16 protein-coding genes are annotated in these 17,142 nt (G+C 41.1%); 1 reads left to right on the forward strand and 15 read right to left on the reverse strand.

Translation table 11 applies throughout. From position 1 onward, the window contains the following. Positions 1-56: 56 nt before the first annotated feature. The 14 genes from FZC78_RS12615 to hflX all read right to left on the reverse strand — a co-directional run bounded on the left by FZC78_RS12615 (position 57) and on the right by hflX (position 14,188). Positions 57-272, reverse strand: a complete 216-nt coding sequence (locus tag FZC78_RS12615) for a short-chain dehydrogenase (protein WP_148940065.1) — start codon at positions 270-272, stop codon at positions 57-59. Between the two features lie 131 nt (positions 273-403). Beyond that, positions 404-1,336, reverse strand: coding sequence for a zinc-dependent alcohol dehydrogenase (locus FZC78_RS12620; protein ID WP_148940066.1), 933 nt, complete (start codon positions 1,334-1,336; stop codon positions 404-406). Positions 1,337-1,400: 64 nt separating this feature from the next. After that, a complete protein-coding gene (locus tag FZC78_RS12625) occupies positions 1,401-2,270 on the reverse strand; it encodes an SDR family oxidoreductase (RefSeq protein ID WP_148940067.1) in 870 nt (289 codons plus the stop codon). Between the two features lie 103 nt (positions 2,271-2,373). Next, positions 2,374-2,811 (reverse strand): hypothetical protein, encoded by a 438-nt coding sequence (locus FZC78_RS24285; protein ID WP_252183610.1) that lies wholly within the window; start codon positions 2,809-2,811, stop codon positions 2,374-2,376. Between the two features lie 13 nt (positions 2,812-2,824). Next, entirely contained in the window at positions 2,825-3,202 is a 378-nt protein-coding gene (locus FZC78_RS24290; protein WP_252183611.1) for a nucleotidyltransferase domain-containing protein, read from the reverse strand. A gap of 191 nt (positions 3,203-3,393) precedes the next feature. Continuing rightward, positions 3,394-5,013: a putative polysaccharide biosynthesis protein gene (locus FZC78_RS12635; RefSeq protein WP_148940068.1), complete on the reverse strand. Its 1,620-nt coding sequence runs from the start codon at positions 5,011-5,013 to the stop codon at positions 3,394-3,396. Between the two features lie 108 nt (positions 5,014-5,121). After that, on the reverse strand, positions 5,122-5,628 hold the full coding sequence (locus tag FZC78_RS12640) for a GrpB family protein (RefSeq protein ID WP_148940069.1): 507 nt from the start codon (positions 5,626-5,628) through the stop codon (positions 5,122-5,124). Positions 5,629-5,652: 24 nt separating this feature from the next. Continuing rightward, positions 5,653-6,297: an alpha/beta hydrolase gene (locus FZC78_RS12645; RefSeq protein WP_148940070.1), complete on the reverse strand. Its 645-nt coding sequence runs from the start codon at positions 6,295-6,297 to the stop codon at positions 5,653-5,655. 191 nt (positions 6,298-6,488) lie between these two features. Further along, the gene (locus FZC78_RS12650) at positions 6,489-6,965 is read right to left on the reverse strand and encodes a hypothetical protein (protein WP_148940071.1); all 477 of its coding nucleotides are present in this window, start codon (positions 6,963-6,965) and stop codon (positions 6,489-6,491) included. A gap of 664 nt (positions 6,966-7,629) precedes the next feature. After that, positions 7,630-8,844 (reverse strand): S8 family peptidase, encoded by a 1,215-nt coding sequence (locus FZC78_RS12655; protein WP_148940072.1) that lies wholly within the window; start codon positions 8,842-8,844, stop codon positions 7,630-7,632. 841 nt (positions 8,845-9,685) lie between these two features. Beyond that, complete coding sequence (gene glnA / locus FZC78_RS12660) at positions 9,686-11,020, reverse strand: type I glutamate--ammonia ligase (RefSeq protein ID WP_148940073.1); 1,335 nt, start codon at positions 11,018-11,020, stop codon at positions 9,686-9,688. Between the two features lie 42 nt (positions 11,021-11,062). Continuing rightward, a complete protein-coding gene (locus tag FZC78_RS12665) occupies positions 11,063-11,470 on the reverse strand; it encodes a MerR family transcriptional regulator (RefSeq protein WP_148940074.1) in 408 nt (135 codons plus the stop codon). A gap of 137 nt (positions 11,471-11,607) precedes the next feature. Further along, positions 11,608-12,879: an aminotransferase class I/II-fold pyridoxal phosphate-dependent enzyme gene (locus FZC78_RS12670; RefSeq protein ID WP_148940075.1), complete on the reverse strand. Its 1,272-nt coding sequence runs from the start codon at positions 12,877-12,879 to the stop codon at positions 11,608-11,610. 67 nt (positions 12,880-12,946) lie between these two features. After that, positions 12,947-14,188 carry a GTPase HflX gene (gene hflX, locus FZC78_RS12675; protein ID WP_148940336.1) on the reverse strand — a complete coding sequence of 414 codons (1,242 nt, stop codon included), beginning with the start codon at positions 14,186-14,188 and terminating at the stop codon, positions 12,947-12,949. Between the two features lie 282 nt (positions 14,189-14,470). On the opposite strand from hflX, the gene FZC78_RS12680 reads away from it, so the two are divergent. Next, positions 14,471-15,079 carry a trimeric intracellular cation channel family protein gene (locus FZC78_RS12680; RefSeq protein WP_148940076.1) on the forward strand — a complete coding sequence of 203 codons (609 nt, stop codon included), beginning with the start codon at positions 14,471-14,473 and terminating at the stop codon, positions 15,077-15,079. Positions 15,080-15,223: 144 nt separating this feature from the next. On the opposite strand, the gene FZC78_RS12685 is transcribed toward FZC78_RS12680, so the two are convergent. Then, positions 15,224-16,582, reverse strand: a complete 1,359-nt coding sequence (locus FZC78_RS12685) for an aspartate aminotransferase family protein (protein ID WP_187444929.1) — start codon at positions 16,580-16,582, stop codon at positions 15,224-15,226. Positions 16,583-17,142 lie beyond the last annotated feature (560 nt).

Genomic DNA, 17,142 nt, shown 5'->3' on the forward strand with positions numbered 1-17,142 from the left:
CATAAATAAGGCGATCCTTTATAGATTGCCTTATAAAATTATATTTGTTCTCTGAATCAGATATTTCCCTTTTCCACTGACTTATCCCTATTATACCTCTTCAAATACCCCTCAATCAGCCACTTGTTCTTATCCATAATTTTATCCACTGCTAATATGATCAGTACAAACACAATTGCCGGCTCTCCGGTTTCCAGCCAGCTCGTGATAAGTAGAAAAAACACGAATGAACTAACGAGTAAAATGGTCAGATAAGCGATTCCTTCTTTCACTGTTTCCCTCCTTGATTGCGCCTTTGAGGACTGGCCTTTCTCTTTTTATTCCATTGGAGTCAATTTATCAGTCTTAGTGATCTATTGAGTTCTTTCGTGAAATAAGCAAATCTTTTCAAATAATAGTAAAACTAAGAATCATAGGTAACAAGCACTTTTAAAGGGTTGATCTTTAGCATGCTAATGTCAGCAAAACAATCGATAAGTTCATGGTGTCTAATTTTATAATCAAATAATTTAGTTAAATATTCCGCTGATTCGCTTTCCTTGAAGAACCATTTGGAATGTTCTTGATAGTCCCATCCATCGCTCGAGCCGATTAACTTTAACTCTTTATTGAAGAAGTTTTCATCCAGATAAAAAAGGTCTTTATTTCCATCAGATAGTATGCAAATTTCTCCACTTACTTTCAATGATCGTAATAAGAGCTTAAAGGCTTTACTGCTTGCCGAGCATTCCAATCCAAAATCATAACCATCTTGCGAAATTTCATTTTCTCTGCTGTAAACATTCACCGCTCCAAATTCTTTAGCAAGTATTCTTCTATGTTCGTCTGGCTCTAAGACATCAACCTGCTTTACCTTCGTATAGTTTTTTAGAAAATGGATGGTTAAAAGCCCCATCACACCTGCGCCGGTAACTATTACTCTATCGCTTGGTTGAGGCTGGAGCTTAAGCACCCCCTTTCCTGCATCACAAGATAAAGTATTTAATAACGCATGAGTATAATCAATACTCTCAGGAACTTTGACCACTTTATCAGCATTGACAATAGCGAAATCTTTATGGCCGTAAAAAGACAGCACGTGATCGCCTGCTTTCAATCCTTTTACCGCCTGTCCTGTTTTCAGGATTCTTCCAAAACTTTCATATCCCGTTTCCTTTGGATAAACGGGGTCAGGGTCTGTTACATCTGACTCGTTGTATTGAGGCAATTCAGCTCCGATACTGATAGCTCCTGCAATTGTTTGAATCAATATTTCATCCTTTTCTAATGGTCGCAATTCACTTCTGGCCCACTTTAATTTTTGCTTCCCTAATAAGGTTAACGAGAGTTGATTCATATTTATATATCAGTCCCTTGCTGCTTTGGTAATTATTTTCATCTTTCTCAAAATTTCGTAAAGCTCATCCCTCTACGTGCCGCTTAAAATAATTCCCCCAATGAGGCTGGGTTCCGTCGATATCCTTAAAGCCATATTCTTCGGACAATTCCCATGTGCTGAAAACCCTGCCTGTCCTGCTATGTATTTCAGGATCCGATGCCAAGCAGCGAATCGCTTCTCCAATATAATAAGGCGATTCTGAAGCAATGAAATGAGGGTCTTTATTGGCTCCCTCTTTCCAGTTTTCTTCTGTCACACCAAAAAGTTCAAGCATTGCTTCTGATCTTAAAAATCCAGGGGTGACTGCAATAGCGGTAATACGATCATCCTTTAGATCCTCCGCCATTGCTTGAGCAGTATGAATGTTGGATACTTTAGCCAAACTATAGTAAAAATTCCCACGAGGCTTATAATCTACCCCATCGGTAATTTCCACAATCAGGCCGCCGCCACTTTGTTTTAATAAGGGAATACTATAATGAGCGGTGATGATATGTGATTCTACTGCCTGCCTCTGCATTTGAAGACCTTTTGCCAAACTATGTTCACCAATCGCTTTTCCCCATTCTGTCAGAAGGTCTCCACCCCATACATCATTGATAAGGATATCGAGTCTCCCACTTTCTGCTTTGACCCTCTCAAATAGCTCAATGACATCAGATTCAATTGTATGATCCGTCTTTACCGGAATTCCTAAACCTCCAGCATGTGTAACCAATTCTGCCGTCTCTTCAATCGTTTCTTTTCGTCCCATGGGCGATGGGCTGTGAAGAGTCGACCTTCCAGTGACATATACAGTTGCACCAGCTTCACCAAGTTTTACAGAGATCCCGCGTCCAGCCCCTCTTGTGCCTCCAGCGACAACTGCAACCTTACCTTTTAATAATTTCATAACAATTTGCCTCCAGTCGAAAATCGTTTCAGCCCTTTGAGATCTTTACCTTCCAAAAAAATAAAACGGTTGCTCCAGTAACAAGCAGCCGCCTCTTTCAAAACTAAATCACCTTATCGATAACTTCCCTGCACCAGGCTTCGTTTTCCTTTATTCCTGTTTGACTGGAAAGCTGTTTGTTCAACTTGAAAAACTCAGGTAAAATACTGCTTACAGTTTTCATGATATCCGCCGAATCACGGGTTGATTCCCAGCTGTCCAGTAAAGCCAGCTGCCAATCTTCCAGCAAGCTTCTTTCACCTTCAAGCTTAGACCAGATGCCATAAGAACTGTCTATCCGCTGGTCATTTTCCATATACCAGCCTTGGACAATCAGCCATCTTAATCTATCTAAATTGGCTAATGCATAATATCGTTCATTTCTCATGACAGACCGGTACGTTTCATGGATAAAAGCAAGCACCTTTCCTCTCCATGCTTCCACTTCTTCCGCAAAAGGGCTGTATTTTAATTTTGAGGAAGCCTCTAAAACCTTTTCCACGATCCCCTCTGGATCATAAAGTGCTTTCAATCCAGACAGCCAAAGAGAGGGGGGTCAACTCACCAGGTTCTTTATAAAAGGTATCCACTTTAACGAAACAATCAAAGTGGGAAACAATTACCGGCGTACTTGGATGTCCTTCAAAAAATAAAACAGTTCCCCATTTTCTCGGCCGTACGCACTTGTTTCGAATAAATTCATTCCTGGATTCCGGAGAGACAATGATATGTAAATCTATATCCGAATAGCGGTCATAATTCCCCTTAGCCAGCGAACCTCCTAAATAAATCCCTAATACATCTGGGTCATTGGTTAAATCATTCAGGATGCACTGTAGAAGTTTATCCCGTTCTTTCGGTAAATTATGGTCTCTTAATTCGTGTCTACTCACAAATCCCGCACATTAATAACACTCCTCATTTTAGTTTTTATTTTTAGTCATTCGACAAAGGTTCTCCCGATTCCTCTTAAAGAATATGGATCCTCATTAGAGTTGTTTCACTTTATCCTTTAAAAAGTATTTGGCCGACAAGGTTGCAGTCCACATTTTCCATTGTGGTACCTCATTACGTATCAACGGTATCAATCTGAAAAACTATCATTCTTTATACTCATGAATAGATTTTTTACAGAGCGCATCCTCACTCCCCCTCCAAGGTAAACAAGGAGCCCGGCTATGATGGATATAATAGAAATGAGGACCGATCCAAAAAAGTCACCGATAGAAGCAGGCAGCCATAATTCTACGAGAGTTTTCACTCCCCAAACTGCTGATCCCATAACGATAACTAATAAGGTCACTTCTCTTAAAGAGTGTAAAAAGGGAGCCATTTTAAAACCGACACCTTTCTTAATCCTATAGACATTAAAAAGAATAGATACCGAAAACCCCATGTAGGTTGCTATGATGGGCCCTGCAACTTCCAAAGAACTGACAAGCGCCAAGTTCAAGAATATCTTTACCAGGACTCCAATTGTAATCCCAATAATCAGTTTCTTCTGCTGATTAATTCCTTGCATAATTGCCGCAGTCAGGGTAAAAAGAGCTAATACGACTGCTGCCGGAGCGTACCATTGCAATACCAATCCGCCAAGCTCCGGGCTGTTTCCCGTTCCGAAGATCATCGTATAAACCGGCTTTCCGAGTATACTTAAACCTATACCAGCCGGCAGAGTAAAAAACATCATGACCAGCATCGATTGAGAAATTTGACTATTAACTTCCTTTGCTTTTCCCCTCGTATAAGCTGAGGTAATTTCGGGGATAAGAGACATCCCAAAGGCAGTTGCCAGTGATAAAGGAACCATGACTAGGATCAGCGACATTCTCATCACTGAATTAATCGTTTCTGCTTCACCTAATGTGTAGCCTGCTGATACAAATAGTTCGTTTATGGTAAATATATCAATGTTCTGGTAGATTGGTATCGCCAGCCCGGTTATCACAAATGGAATAGCGTACCCTATTAATTCTTTCATTATTGAGAAAATAGGTAAATCTTCGTTATCCGGACTTTCATCCCTCTGTCTCTTAATAACCCCTCTTCGTTTAATGAAACTGAAGAGCAAACCACAAAAAGCAGCTGCCCCTCCTGCAAATGCTGCAAAAACAGCTGCCCCAACGGCATTAGCCACCGTTCCTTCAAACACGTGAATAATCAGGTATGCCCCAACAAGGATAAAGGTTATCCTGACTACCTGCTCAATCACTGTACTTATTGCGGAAGGACCCATTGACTGGCTTCCCTGAAAAAAACCTCTAAAAATACTCATGGCTGGTATAATCAACAAAGCAAAGCTCACCAGGCGTATCACAGATTGAACATCCTCCATTGTATTTCCTGAAGATTCATTCGCTCCGACCACCACTTCTGCTAAATAAGGCGCCAGGACATACAAGACAACAAAGGATATTCCCCCGCTCAAAATCATTAAATACATACCGTATTTCAAAAGTCTCAACCCTGCTCTGTAGTTGCCTAATTCGTTGTATTTGGCCACAAATTTGGAGACTGCCAGAGGAAGGCCGATAGTGGAAATACTTAAAAGTATAGTATAGGGACCATAAGCATAACCGTAGAGAGCAAAGCCTTGTGTCCCGACAAGAGCTGTGAATGGAATGATATATATGAAACCAAGAACTTTGGATATAAGGGCCGCTGCTGTTAAAAAGAACGTTCCCCTAATGAATTTATTTTGCACTTTCACACCTCAATTGATTGTAAATACAATGCAGTAAAAAGACTGTTTTTTATAAATGCCATACAGATGCTGCCAGACCTGGATATTAGGAGCCATGAACAAATCCATTCATAAAATTTTCCTCAAGACCTCTGACACAAACTCGGTCTTATCATCTGCATATTGATGCTTGTCCCGTTTATTTTGCTGTGTTAATTGTAATTTCAGCTTTTCATACTTCTTCCTGTCTTGCTCGTGGTTTCTTAAATGATCCCTGAATTTCAGCTGCTGAATCAAGTATTGACTTCCTCTTTGATACATATGGATTTGGTGGGTTCTGGGTTCCCCTTTATTGAAGTAATGCCTATCGGGGAGAATATTTGAACCTCTGTAAGAATAGCCAAGCCCTTCAAGAGGCAGCGCAAATTTCTCTCCGTAATTAAAATCTTCTATTTCAACAGCGATATCAATAATCGGTTTTGCCTTTAAATTCCTAACAGAGGTGCTTCCGATATGGTGGACTTTCACGAGGCTGCCCAGAACCCTGTGAATTTGTTCCCTTTCCCGTTCAAATTCGCTTTCCCACTCATCACTCCACGGAACTATAAAGACTTCTCCTCTTGGAAGACCAAGCATCCTCTCGCCTCCTCAACTTTTTATTTAGAAGTGATAAATATCCCCTAGTATTCTTTTTAAAACATCAATGGAGTCTAGGGTCTTCTCATTGTATTCGAGAATATGATTGACTTCAGGAATTAACTTTGCTGTGACATTAGGATTCTTACTTACTTCTTCAAATCTTTCCGAAATGTAATATGGATCTTGATCACCAATGAATAATAAACCTTTATTTTTGCTTCCCACCAAGGATTCAAGAACATCCTCTCTTTGAATTAAAGGTGTCAGCCAAATTGCCTTGGCATTGCTGAAATCTTCCCTATTTAAAACTCCTCCCAAAGGAATGGTCCCCAGTGACTTCCCAATAAGATAAATATTTTCATAGCTGTTATGGAAAAAAACTTCATCGATGACAGTATTAACATCCACTTTGATAGCTTCACTAATTTCAGCCATACTGAAATCATCATACAATTTGTCATTATAGCGATAATTGATCTGCAAAACATCAAATGACTTGTTAAGAAATACACTTGTGGAAAAATGCAGAAGAGGTGATTGAACAGTATAGCCGGCCCCTGGTAAAATGATGGCTATATTTTTACACCCTTCACTTTTACTTACAATGGAGTAAGGAACCTCCATGCCTTTGTATCCTTCAACCGCATTCGTATATACCTTAAACATTACCCCTCCGCCTTTCCTACATATATAAATAGGTTATTTTCTGACTTACAGACTAACTAAAATGAGACAGAAGCCTGCCCCCTCTTGTATATGTTATCTATTTTTCTTTAAAAACCAGATATAAGTAAGCTTAAAAGGAATTTTCCAAATGAGAGCACATGAATATAAGCCTTTCCTAACCATGATTCATTTTAGATGGTCAGCACTCTGTAGCTGGCTTCAATGGCAAGCAGAGAATGATTTAAGTCTAATGAACCATCCATAGCGTTCCATATTCCGAATCCAGCAAAAACAGCGATAACGGTAATGGTCTCCTTAAACAGATTTCTTTTCTTAATAAAAAGGAAAAGAGTTAAACAAGCAACGGCTAGTAAGTAAGTAATGGAAACAACAATCTGCCAGAACTGAGCTTTAGCAGAACTTACTGCCTCCATGTAGTGCATTACATCCTCTTCGTTTGCAGCTGTTTCTTCTATTAAAGATCTTTCCCCTTTATAGCCAATTTCCCAGGTGAATCCTTCCTTCTCTTTCAGCATGATATAGGTGTAATCAAAGGCTTCTCCTTCGCCAATAACCCCTATGTGTTCCTTTGTGTCTTCTTCATTTTTGGAACACCCCGCTAACATTACTGGGAAAGAAAATAATACGATCAATAACAGTTTTTTCATCCAGTATACCTTCTTTTTTTTATTTGGCTGTTTTCTAAAAGATTATTGCTGCTTTAACGAATTGGATTTCCGCTCCATGCGTACGACTCCGCGGGGCGGGCGTTGAGCCTCCTCGGCTGCGCCTGCGGGGTCTCAGCTGTCCCGCTAGTCCCGCAGGAGATCGTACGCATTCCGCTTCAATCCTCCTACAAAAAGAGGATGACGGTAAGATTGCATTCTCAATCAGCAATTAATTAGAAGAAATCCTATTAAACAGACTGTTTTTGCATTAATTTTGCTTTCGTCAGTATCGCCCTCCGGATACTAAGATTTCTAATTCTAAACGGGGAGCCTTAGCAGGATATAAAGCAGTTATCCTACGAAGGTAATCTAAAATTGCAACAAAGTTTACAAAAAAGCATTTAATTAAAATGTATTAAAATTCTCTTTATCTCTTAATTCAGCTGCCACTAAATTTGTTTCCTAATTTTAACATATGAATAGGTTTTTTAGTATTGATTTTAAGCTGTTCGTCTTATTTATTCTTTGCTTTCGAAAGCAATTTATCATTGCATCTTAGAAAGCATCTAAAACCTCTTTTCCTTTTTTAATCCTTATTAACTAATTTTATTTCCTCACTAAAAAAACAGCCCTAAACAATTTGTTTAGGACTGCCTTTTTCAATTTAGTATCTTACAGCAGCGTTAGAGTTGATACGGCCATGCTGGAAGTAAGATCCTGTTCCACTGATAGGATCTGCTGTTTGTTCAATGGCGGCACGGATCTGGGAGTTGCTGCGTCCCTGACCTGCCAATAATCCAGCAAGTCCCGCAACGTGAGGAGATGCCATGGATGTTCCTGACATGTAAGAGTATCCATTGTTAGGAACAGTTGAAGCAATATCCACACCAGGAGCAGTAACGTCTACCCAAGAGCCGTAGTTAGAGAATGAAGCTCTGCGGTCACGTGAATCAACAGCACCTACAGCAATAACATTTGAGTAGGAAGCAGGCTCGAATGTTGTGGACACTCCGTCATTCCCTGCTGCAGCGATGACGACAGATCCCTTATTCCAAGCATAGTTGACCGCATTTTCTAAAGTTGTTGTATTACAATCGCAGCCAAGCGAAAGGTTGATGACTTCAGCACCTTGATCGGCAGCATAACGGATACCGTCAGCAATGTCATTCAAAGATCCGCTACCATTTGCATCTAAGACACGAACAGCTAGAATTTTAGTGTTCGGCGCCATCCCTGCTACCCCTCGGGAGTTATTTGTAATTGCAGCAGCAGTCCCCGCAACGTGTGTTCCATGGCCGTTTAAATCCATTGGGTAATAATCATTGTCTACAAAATCATAGCCGCGGATTGTTTTACTGGCCAAGTCAGGATGGTTATAGTCCACTCCAGAATCTAAGATGGCAATCTCCTGTGAACTGCTTCCTCTTGTTACATTCCACGCTAAGTCTGTATCAGTGTTTTGCGGTCCGTATTGATAGCCCTGATAGTAAGTATCATTAGGAGTCCAGGTGGAGGCAAAGTTATAGTTAGGCTCCGCGTATTCTACATTAGGGTTTTTGCTCAGCGCTTTTACAACCGCCTCTACATTTCCTACCTTTAACACCTTATAATCGGATTTTACTGCATCAGTATCCTTCACTTCGGAAGCACCAAGTTTATTCAGTTCGCTTCCTTCTTTTGATTTGCTGACACTATCCTTAAATTTGACGATGACTTCGCCTTTGGCATAACTGCCTTTTTCAAGATTGACTTTTACTGCTGAATTTTTGGGAGCATTCTCTAGAGGGTTTGAATCCTTTGCAAAAGCACTACCTCCGAAGCTAGGGAACAGGGCAAGTGATGCAGCAAGGGATAAGGCGGCAATTTTTTTGATTTTCATAAACATTCCTCCGTTTTCATTTTTTTGAAAGCAAAATTCTTTATACCATTCTTCCTAAAGCAGCTTTCGACAGCTTTCCCTCCTTTTCTGTTAGATGCCAAGAGTCATAGGATATCTGCGCTGAGAGTATGTAATGACTCTTGTTAATAGGATTCTAGCAGATTTTCGACGTTAACTGAATATATTTGAAATTCTGAAAATGGATAAAATTAGGAGTTTAAAACTATAAAATTCGTAAAAAGGTTGTCTGATTATGAAATATTTCCATAGTCAACTGGATAACCCCTCATTCGGTATAGTCAAAAAGACCTTTATTTTCTCAACCTCTTCAGTAAAACCCCCTTCTTTTTCAGCTGAAAATTTGGCGCATATGTATCTTTATGGCAAGGTTTTTTTAAATACTTCTGTTTATAACGATATAAGGAAGATCAATTCATTCAGGGATTTTACCAGCAATGACTCAAGGGTCATTCTAAACACTACTTCATCTGGGTTTTCCTGCGGGACTGGTCTCTTGAATACTTTTTGACACCACTTCAACTGGATCTTTCTACTGAACTGGTCCCTTGAATACTTTTTGACACCACTTCAACTGGATCTCTCTACTGTACTGGTCTCTTGAATACTTTTACACACCACTTCATCTGGATTTTCCGGCGATATTGGTCTCTAAAATGCTTTTTGTCACCACTTCAACCGGATCACTCTGCTGAACTGGTCTCTGGCTGCCTTACATAATAGAAATCATTAATGCCGTTAATCATCTCCCGGCATCCACAGTATGAATAGCTCACATAAAAAACCCCCGACGCAAAATGCGTCAGGGGTTGAACAATTTGGATCAATACATCTGCAGGTACTGCTCGCGCTCCCAAGGGTGAACTTGAGTACGGAACATATCCCACTCGATTTCTTTTGCTTCAATGAAGTGTTCAAAGATATGGTCGCCTAGTGCTTTCACCATTACCTCATCTTTCTTCAGTGCATCAAGCGCATTGGAAAGGTTTGCTGGAAGATCTTCAATTCCGGCTTCTTCGCGCTCTTCTTTGTTCATAACATAGATATTGCGGTCAACTGGCTTTGGAGCTTTCATTTCGTTCTTAATTCCGTCTAAACCAGCCGCAAGCAATACAGACATTGCAAGGTAAGGGTTAGCAGCAGGATCGACACTTCTCACTTCAACACGAGTACTCATACCGCGGGAAGCAGGAATACGGATCAACGGACTGCGGTTTTGCGCAGACCATGCAACGTAGCAAGGTGCTTCGTAACCAGGAACCAGACGTTTGTAAGAATTGACTGTCGGGTTCGTAACGGCCGTGAATCCAGTCGCATGTTTGATTGTTCCAGCCAGGAACTGACGTGCAGTTTCACTTAATTGAAGCTCTCCGCTTTCATCGAAGAACGAGTTTTTCCCTTCTTTGAACAGGGACATATTGCAGTGCATACCAGAACCGTTCACACCAAACAGCGGCTTCGGCATGAATGTTGCGTGAAGTCCGTGCTTACGCGCAATTGTTTTTACAACAAGCTTGAACGTCTGGATATCATCACATGCTTTAAGTGCGGATGCATATTTAAAATCGATTTCGTGCTGTCCTGGTGCTACTTCGTGGTGGGACGCTTCGATTTCAAAGCCCATTTCTTCTAGTTCTAGTACGATATCTCTGCGGCAGTTTTCCCCAAGATCTGTTGGAGCAAGGTCAAAATATCCGCCGTTGTCATTCAATTCTAATGTCGGCTGTCCTTCTACATCAAGCTTAAAGAGGAAAAATTCCGGCTCAGGTCCAAGGTTGAAGTCTGAGAATCCAAGCTCTTCCATCTCTTTAAGAACTCTTTTCAGGTTGCTGCGTGGATCTCCTCCAAATGGAGTTCCGTCCGGATTGTAGATGTCACAGATAAGACGTGCAACTTTACCTTTTTCAGCTGTCCAAGGGAATACAACCCAAGTATCAAAGTCAGGATATAATTTCATGTCGGATTCTTCAATTCTTACAAAACCTTCGATTGAAGAACCGTCAAACATCATTTCATTATCAAGAGCTTTTCCTAACTGACTTACCGGGATTTCAACGTTTTTGATTGTTCCCAGGATATCGGTGAACTGCAAACGAATGAACTTTACATTCTCCTTGTCAGCCATTTGTAAAATGTCTTCACGAGTAAACTTTCCCATCTTAACTAATTCCTCCTCAAGATTATCTAAAATATTGTGTTTTTAGTGGAAAAAGCGTGATAGATCTCCTTGACGAAGAGAAGATTTGTTGAAACGCCCTGCATGAAGAAGTTCGTTTCTTAATAATTTTCTCAGTTCGTTGTCGGAAAGATCCGGCTTAGCTTTTTCTGTTTGCTGTTTGTCGGCTTCTGTTCCTTTATGTTCTTCTTTCACAGCAAAAATTTTCTTAATACCAGCCATGTTGATTCCTTGATCCAATAAATCCTTAATTTCCAGCAATTTATCGATATCATTCAAGGAGAAGAGCCTGCGCTTCCCTTCTGTTCTTGCCGGGAAGATCAATTCATTCTCTTCATAGTAGCGAACCTGGCGAGCAGTCAAATCAGTCAGCTGCATCACAATTCCCATGGGAAACAATGGCATGCTTCGTCTAATTTCACTTCCACTCATCCCGATTCACCTCCTTCTTGCTTTCATTATATGTTATGTAAGGAATATTGTCAAAGGAATGTTAGGTTTTCTCACATGAAATTTCAATAAAAAAGGACAGCTCATTTTTAAGCTATCCTTTTAAAGTATAATTATCCTTATTTTATAGTGATTAAACCTTTTTCCATCAACTTATTTATACTTGTCAATATCGCGATCTTTACGTGAGAGTATGTTAAGCCTCCTTGGACATACGCAGTAAACGGGGGGCGAAGCGGGCCATCTGCAGAAAGCTCGATGCTCGCTCCCTGAATAAATGTCCCAGCTGCCATAATCACATCATCCTCATATCCGGGCATATAATCCGGGTGGGGCGTAAAATGCGAATTAATAGGTGAAGCAAACTGAATCGCCTGACAGAAAGCCACCATTTTCTCTTTGTCATTGAATTGCACAGATTGAATCAAGTCAGTACGATCAGCATCCCAGGCAGGATCTGTACTCATGCCAAATCCTTCTAGTATGGCAGCCGTAAAGACAGCTCCCTTCAAAGCTTGAGCGACCACATGAGGAGCCGCAAAAAAACCTTGATACATCTCCTGCAAAGAATATAATGATGCACCCGCTTCCGCTCCAATCCCAGGAGAAGTCATTCGATAAGAACAGGCTTCCACAAGGTCTTTCTTCCCTGCGATATATCCTCCTGTTTTCGCAAGGCCGCCTCCTGGGTTTTTAATCAGCGATCCCGCAATAAGGTCAGCTCCAATGTGGCAAGGCTCCATATCTTCAACAAACTCGCCATAACAATTATCAACGAATACCACTACATCGGGATTGATTTCCTTTACAAACTTTATCATCACTTCGATTTGCTCAAGGGTAAATGAAGGACGGTTGGCGTAGCCCTTCGAACGCTGGATTCCGATCATCTTGGTATTGGGCTTCATAGCCTTTGATACTGAATCAAAATTTACTGAACCATCTTCATTCAGCGGGATCGAGTCATATCCGATCCCAAACTCCTTTAATGATCCTGTGCCTTTCCCTCGAATCCCTACAATTTCTTCCAAAGTATCATAAGGTTTTCCTGTGATATATAACAATTCATCACCTGGGCGCAGAATTCCAAACAGTGAAATGGAAATGGCATGCGTGCCGGAAATGATCTGCGGGCGAACAAGTGCTGCTTCACCACCGAACACATCTGCATAGATCTGCTCAAGCGTATCTCTTCCAATATCGTCATATCCGTACCCTGTGGTCGGGATGAAGTGGGAATCGCTTACACGATGTTTTTGAAAAGAAGTTAGCACCCTGAACTGATTTTCTTCAGCACGGCGGTCGATTCTTTTATGAATGTCACTAATTTTCGCTTCTGCTTTTTCTGCTATGGATTGTAATTCTTTTCCGTAAGTTAAGTACTGATACATCTGTTTCTCCTTCTAAAGGTGCAGATTTCAATTATAGAAAAATTACATTTCTGAATTGTTTTTTGTATTACTTTTGAAATTTTTTGATGCTTCCCGTCATAGGATGATCTGATAAAGAATATCCTTTCGCTTCATACTCGTGGGTTTCTTCATTAAACTGGAGCTTTCTTACGATTGTTTCGTTTTTCAACTGCGACAGTAATTTCCCCTCATCTGAAGGAAGATGAACATGATACGCTTCCATCTGCTCTATGACGATGCTTTCCATTTTATCTTTAAGAGCCGCTCTGTCTTCTTCATTCAATGCGCTGATGATGATTTTATCGCTGCCGCTGTCCGGCACAAAATCAGGATGCATCTGGTCGCGTTTATTGTAAATTGTCAACTGGGGAATGTGGTTCATCCCGAGTTCTTCCAGAAGAGACTGCACAGTTTTTTCATGATTGTTGTAATCCGGATTCGAACTATCGACGACATGCAGCAGCAAGTCAGCTTCCTTAACTTCTTCCAATGTAGACCTGAAGGCCGCTACCAGGGCAGTAGGCAGATCTTGAATGAATCCTACTGTATCCGTCACCAAAGCGGTGTATCCGCTCGGCAGGATCAACTTTCTCGTTAAAGGATCCAGCGTCGCAAACAATTGATTCTCTTCATAAGACTCCGCAATGGATATTCTATTGAAAAGAGTAGATTTACCTGCGTTTGTATAGCCCATAAGAGCCATCTGGAACGTTTTATTCTTTTTCCTCCGTTCCCTGTAGCGCTCACGGTGTTCCACAACCACTTGCAGGGCTTTTTTAATATCATCTATTCTCCGTCTGATATGGCGGCGGTCACTCTCAAGCTTCGTCTCACCAGGACCTCTTGTGCCGATACCGCCCGCCAGACGGGACATCGCTGTTCCCTTACCAACCAGGCGGGGCAGCATGTATTGAAGCTGGGCCAATTCAACCTGCAGTTTCCCTTCTTTTGATCGGGCTCTCTGGGCAAAGATATCGAGAATCAATTGAGTCCGGTCTATGACTCTTGCTTCAAGCTGTTCCGACAAGTTTCGGATCTGGCTTGGAGATAGTTCATCATTAAAAATGATAAGATCCGGTTCAAATTGCTCTTCCAGCGCAACAAGCTCTTCCACTTTCCCTTTTCCGATATAGGTTTTCGGGTGTTTACGCTCCCTCTTTTGAGTAAGGGTTGCAGAAACTTCAGCCTGCGCTGTTTCCGTCAACGACTCTAGCTCTTCCATTGAGTACCGAAACCTTTGATCATCTTCTTCAATCTGACATCCGACTAATAACGCTTTTTCGATCATTTTTTCTTCCAAACAGAATCCTTCTTTCCTATTAGATTTGCTATTTTTCATCATATCAAAAACAAAATGTAAACACTATGTTTAACCTTTCTAAATATGTGATAAAAAAAGGTTGCAAAACTAAGATTGCATGTTAAAATCAATATGTTTGAATAGAGACTAAAGTTAATCATCATGCAGAGTTTCTTTAACAGATCAACGCATTCTTGCATGGAGCAAAAACCACTCTCTGCGCTTATGTGTTAAAGGAATTCCGGAATCGACAGCAAAGGAGGAACAGCTATGACTTGGGAAGTTCTAAGTATTGTCGGCACAATTGCTTTTGCCGTTTCAGGAGCAATTATCGCCATGGAAGAAGAATATGACATTCTCGGGGTGTATATTTTAGGTATCGTTACTGCATTCGGAGGAGGAGCAATAAGGAACCTGCTGATCGGCGTTCCGGTCTCTGCTCTTTGGGAACAAGGGTTTCTTTTCCAAATTGCACTCCTGTCCATTACCGCAGTTTTCTTATTCCCTAACAACCTGCTCCGCCATTGGAGACGGTGGGGCAACTTCTTTGACGCTATTGGATTATCTGCTTTTGCCATTCAGGGAGCACTATATGCATCAGAAATGAATCATCCTCTCAGCGCCATCATCGTTGCAGCGGTTTTAACAGGCAGTGGAGGCGGAATCATACGTGATCTTCTCGCCGGCAGAAAGCCGCTGGTTCTAAGATCTGAGATTTATGCAGTATGGGCCGTTCTTTGCGGTGCCGCCATCGGATTAAAACTTGTAACTGAACCTTGGGAATTATACACTCTCTTCATTATGACTACTTCTCTAAGAGTATTGTCATATTCCTACAAATGGAGACTGCCAAATAAGAATATTAAAGCATTTCAATGACAACAAAGAAGCTTGATCCCCGGTGGATCAAGCTTTTTTTGTGCTATTCACCTATTTAAAATCCTGAGGAATGATTGTCTTAGAGTATTTCTTTTACCTTTATATTTATAATGCTATAAGGTGCAGGTCAGGCATCTCTGCTATTTATTCAAGATTAAGGACAGCATCGCAAACCGTCCTTAAAAGAAATTCCAAGTCGGCCGTTTTGATGCTTAATGGAGGAGAGATCGCCAAAACATTATTAAAGCCTGCAACAGTTGCCCCATTCTTTCCTATTAAGACCTTTTTTGATTTACAGTATCCAACTGCACTATTCACCTTATCAGCCGTTAAAGGTTCTTTGGTGTCTTTATCCGAAACCAGCTCAATGCCAATTAACAAACCTTTTCCCCGTATATCCCCTACATACTTATGCCCCTGCAGCTCCTTTTTCAAAGTAGAGAGAGCGAATTCACCTAATTCTACAGAACGCTCAAACAACTTTTCGTCCTCCAAGAGCTCAATATTTTTCAGAGCCAGGGCACACGCAGCAGGATTTCCTCCAAATGTATTGATATGCCTGAAATATTCGTACTCACCTTTTCCCTTGAACGCTTCATATATTTCACGCTTGACTGCTGTAGCCGCAAGTGGAAGATAGCCACTGGTGATGCCTTTTGCCATCGTAATAATGTCTGGCTTCGTTTCATAATTCATAAATCCAAACGGTTTCCCTGTCCGGCCGAATCCGCAGATCACTTCATCAACGATTAATAAAGCTCCGTGCTTCTCACAAACTTCCATTACCCCTTTCATGTATCCTTCTTGAGGAAGCAGTATACCGCCTCCTGTGATAATCGGTTCCATGATCACAGCCGCAATTGTTTCACTCAACTCCCAAGTCATCACGCTCTCAACAGCTTTTACACCAGGAAGCTTATGTGGTGGTGTATCCTCAGGCACTTCATCCCGGTAAGTATCAGGAGGCTGAACATGGATAAACCCCGGCGCCAAGGGTTCATATTTGTATTTCCTTTGCGCCTGCCCGGTTGCAGCAAGTGTACCCATCGTATTTCCGTGATAACCCCTGTAACGCGAAACAATCTTGTAACGGCTTCCTTCTCCTTGCTGCTGATGATATTGACGGGCAATTTTAAAAGCCGTTTCGTTGGCTTCCGATCCGCTATTGGAGAAGAAAATGACGTAGTCTCCTCCGAGCATCTCATTTAGTTTCTCAGCTAATCTAATAGCAGGAGGATGACTTTGGGTCAAAGGGTAATATGACATTTTCTTTAATTGCTCGTATGCCTCATCGGCCAATTCCTTCCGGCCATAGCCGACATTCACACACCACAATCCTGCCATTCCATCTAAATATTTGCTGCCATTATGATCTGTTAGCCATGAGCCATCCGATTCTGCAATCACCATAGTACCACCGGGATCATACGGCTTCATAGAATGCCATATATACTGTTCATCCTGAGATGACAATTTTTCATTTTGTTGTCCTTTTTCCACCAAGAAGACCTCCCTCATTAGGACTTTCTTTGTATTTATATGAAGAGGAATCTTTTTATAGAAACGGTATTCTTTCAAAAAGAAAAATCTGGTTCATAGTAACGGGTTCTGTTTTGAAGTACAAACTTCTAATTAGCCAAAGAAAAGGTTAAGTGATTCGTACCCGGAAACAATGTCTGTTGATTTCCACTCCAGGTGCGTGACTCCGCGGGGCGTGGGGTGAGCCTCCTCGGCTTCGCCTGTGGGGTCTCACCTGTCACGCTAGCCCCGCAGGAGATCACGCACCTTCCGTTCCAATCAAATTATTGTAAGATTTTTTATAATTAACTACTCTCCTATTTATTAGTATTGGTTATAGGAAATTGTGCATCAAATTTTGTAGAACAAAAAGTTCTGTCATTTGCTATTTAGGGTACATTTTGTATTACCAATTGAACAGAGTTACTAGCAAGATTACCCTTAAATCAACAAAATAAGGTGTGCCAAAGTCAATGCGGTTTGACATTCCTTTTGATATACAATTGTTAATTTTGTACTCGGAAACAGAACCCTTTAGGTTCATA

The sequence above is a fragment of the Rossellomorea vietnamensis genome (assembly GCF_008180415.1).
Taxonomy (GTDB): Bacteria; Bacillota; Bacilli; order Bacillales; family Bacillaceae_B; genus Rossellomorea; species Rossellomorea vietnamensis_C.

What these genes read in the sequence shown, in the direction of transcription:
- FZC78_RS12650 (WP_148940071.1), bottom strand. Translation starts at nt 6,965, where the DNA reads ATGAAAAAACTGTTATTGATCGTATTATTTTCTTTCCCAGTAATGTTA.
- FZC78_RS12625 (WP_148940067.1), bottom strand. Translation starts at nt 2,270, where the DNA reads ATGAAATTATTAAAAGGTAAGGTTGCAGTTGTCGCTGGAGGCACAAGA.
- FZC78_RS12655 (WP_148940072.1), bottom strand. Translation starts at nt 8,844, where the DNA reads ATGAAAATCAAAAAAATTGCCGCCTTATCCCTTGCTGCATCACTTGCC.
- FZC78_RS12620 (WP_148940066.1), bottom strand. Translation starts at nt 1,336, where the DNA reads ATGAATCAACTCTCGTTAACCTTATTAGGGAAGCAAAAATTAAAGTGG.
- FZC78_RS12640 (WP_148940069.1), bottom strand. Translation starts at nt 5,628, where the DNA reads ATGCTTGGTCTTCCAAGAGGAGAAGTCTTTATAGTTCCGTGGAGTGAT.
- hflX (WP_148940336.1), bottom strand. Translation starts at nt 14,188, where the DNA reads ATGATCGAAAAAGCGTTATTAGTCGGATGTCAGATTGAAGAAGATGAT.
- FZC78_RS12645 (WP_148940070.1), bottom strand. Translation starts at nt 6,297, where the DNA reads ATGTTTAAGGTATATACGAATGCGGTTGAAGGATACAAAGGCATGGAG.
- glnA (WP_148940073.1), bottom strand. Translation starts at nt 11,020, where the DNA reads ATGGGAAAGTTTACTCGTGAAGACATTTTACAAATGGCTGACAAGGAG.
- FZC78_RS12680 (WP_148940076.1), top strand. Translation starts at nt 14,471, where the DNA reads ATGACTTGGGAAGTTCTAAGTATTGTCGGCACAATTGCTTTTGCCGTT.
- FZC78_RS12665 (WP_148940074.1), bottom strand. Translation starts at nt 11,470, where the DNA reads ATGAGTGGAAGTGAAATTAGACGAAGCATGCCATTGTTTCCCATGGGA.
- FZC78_RS12670 (WP_148940075.1), bottom strand. Translation starts at nt 12,879, where the DNA reads ATGTATCAGTACTTAACTTACGGAAAAGAATTACAATCCATAGCAGAA.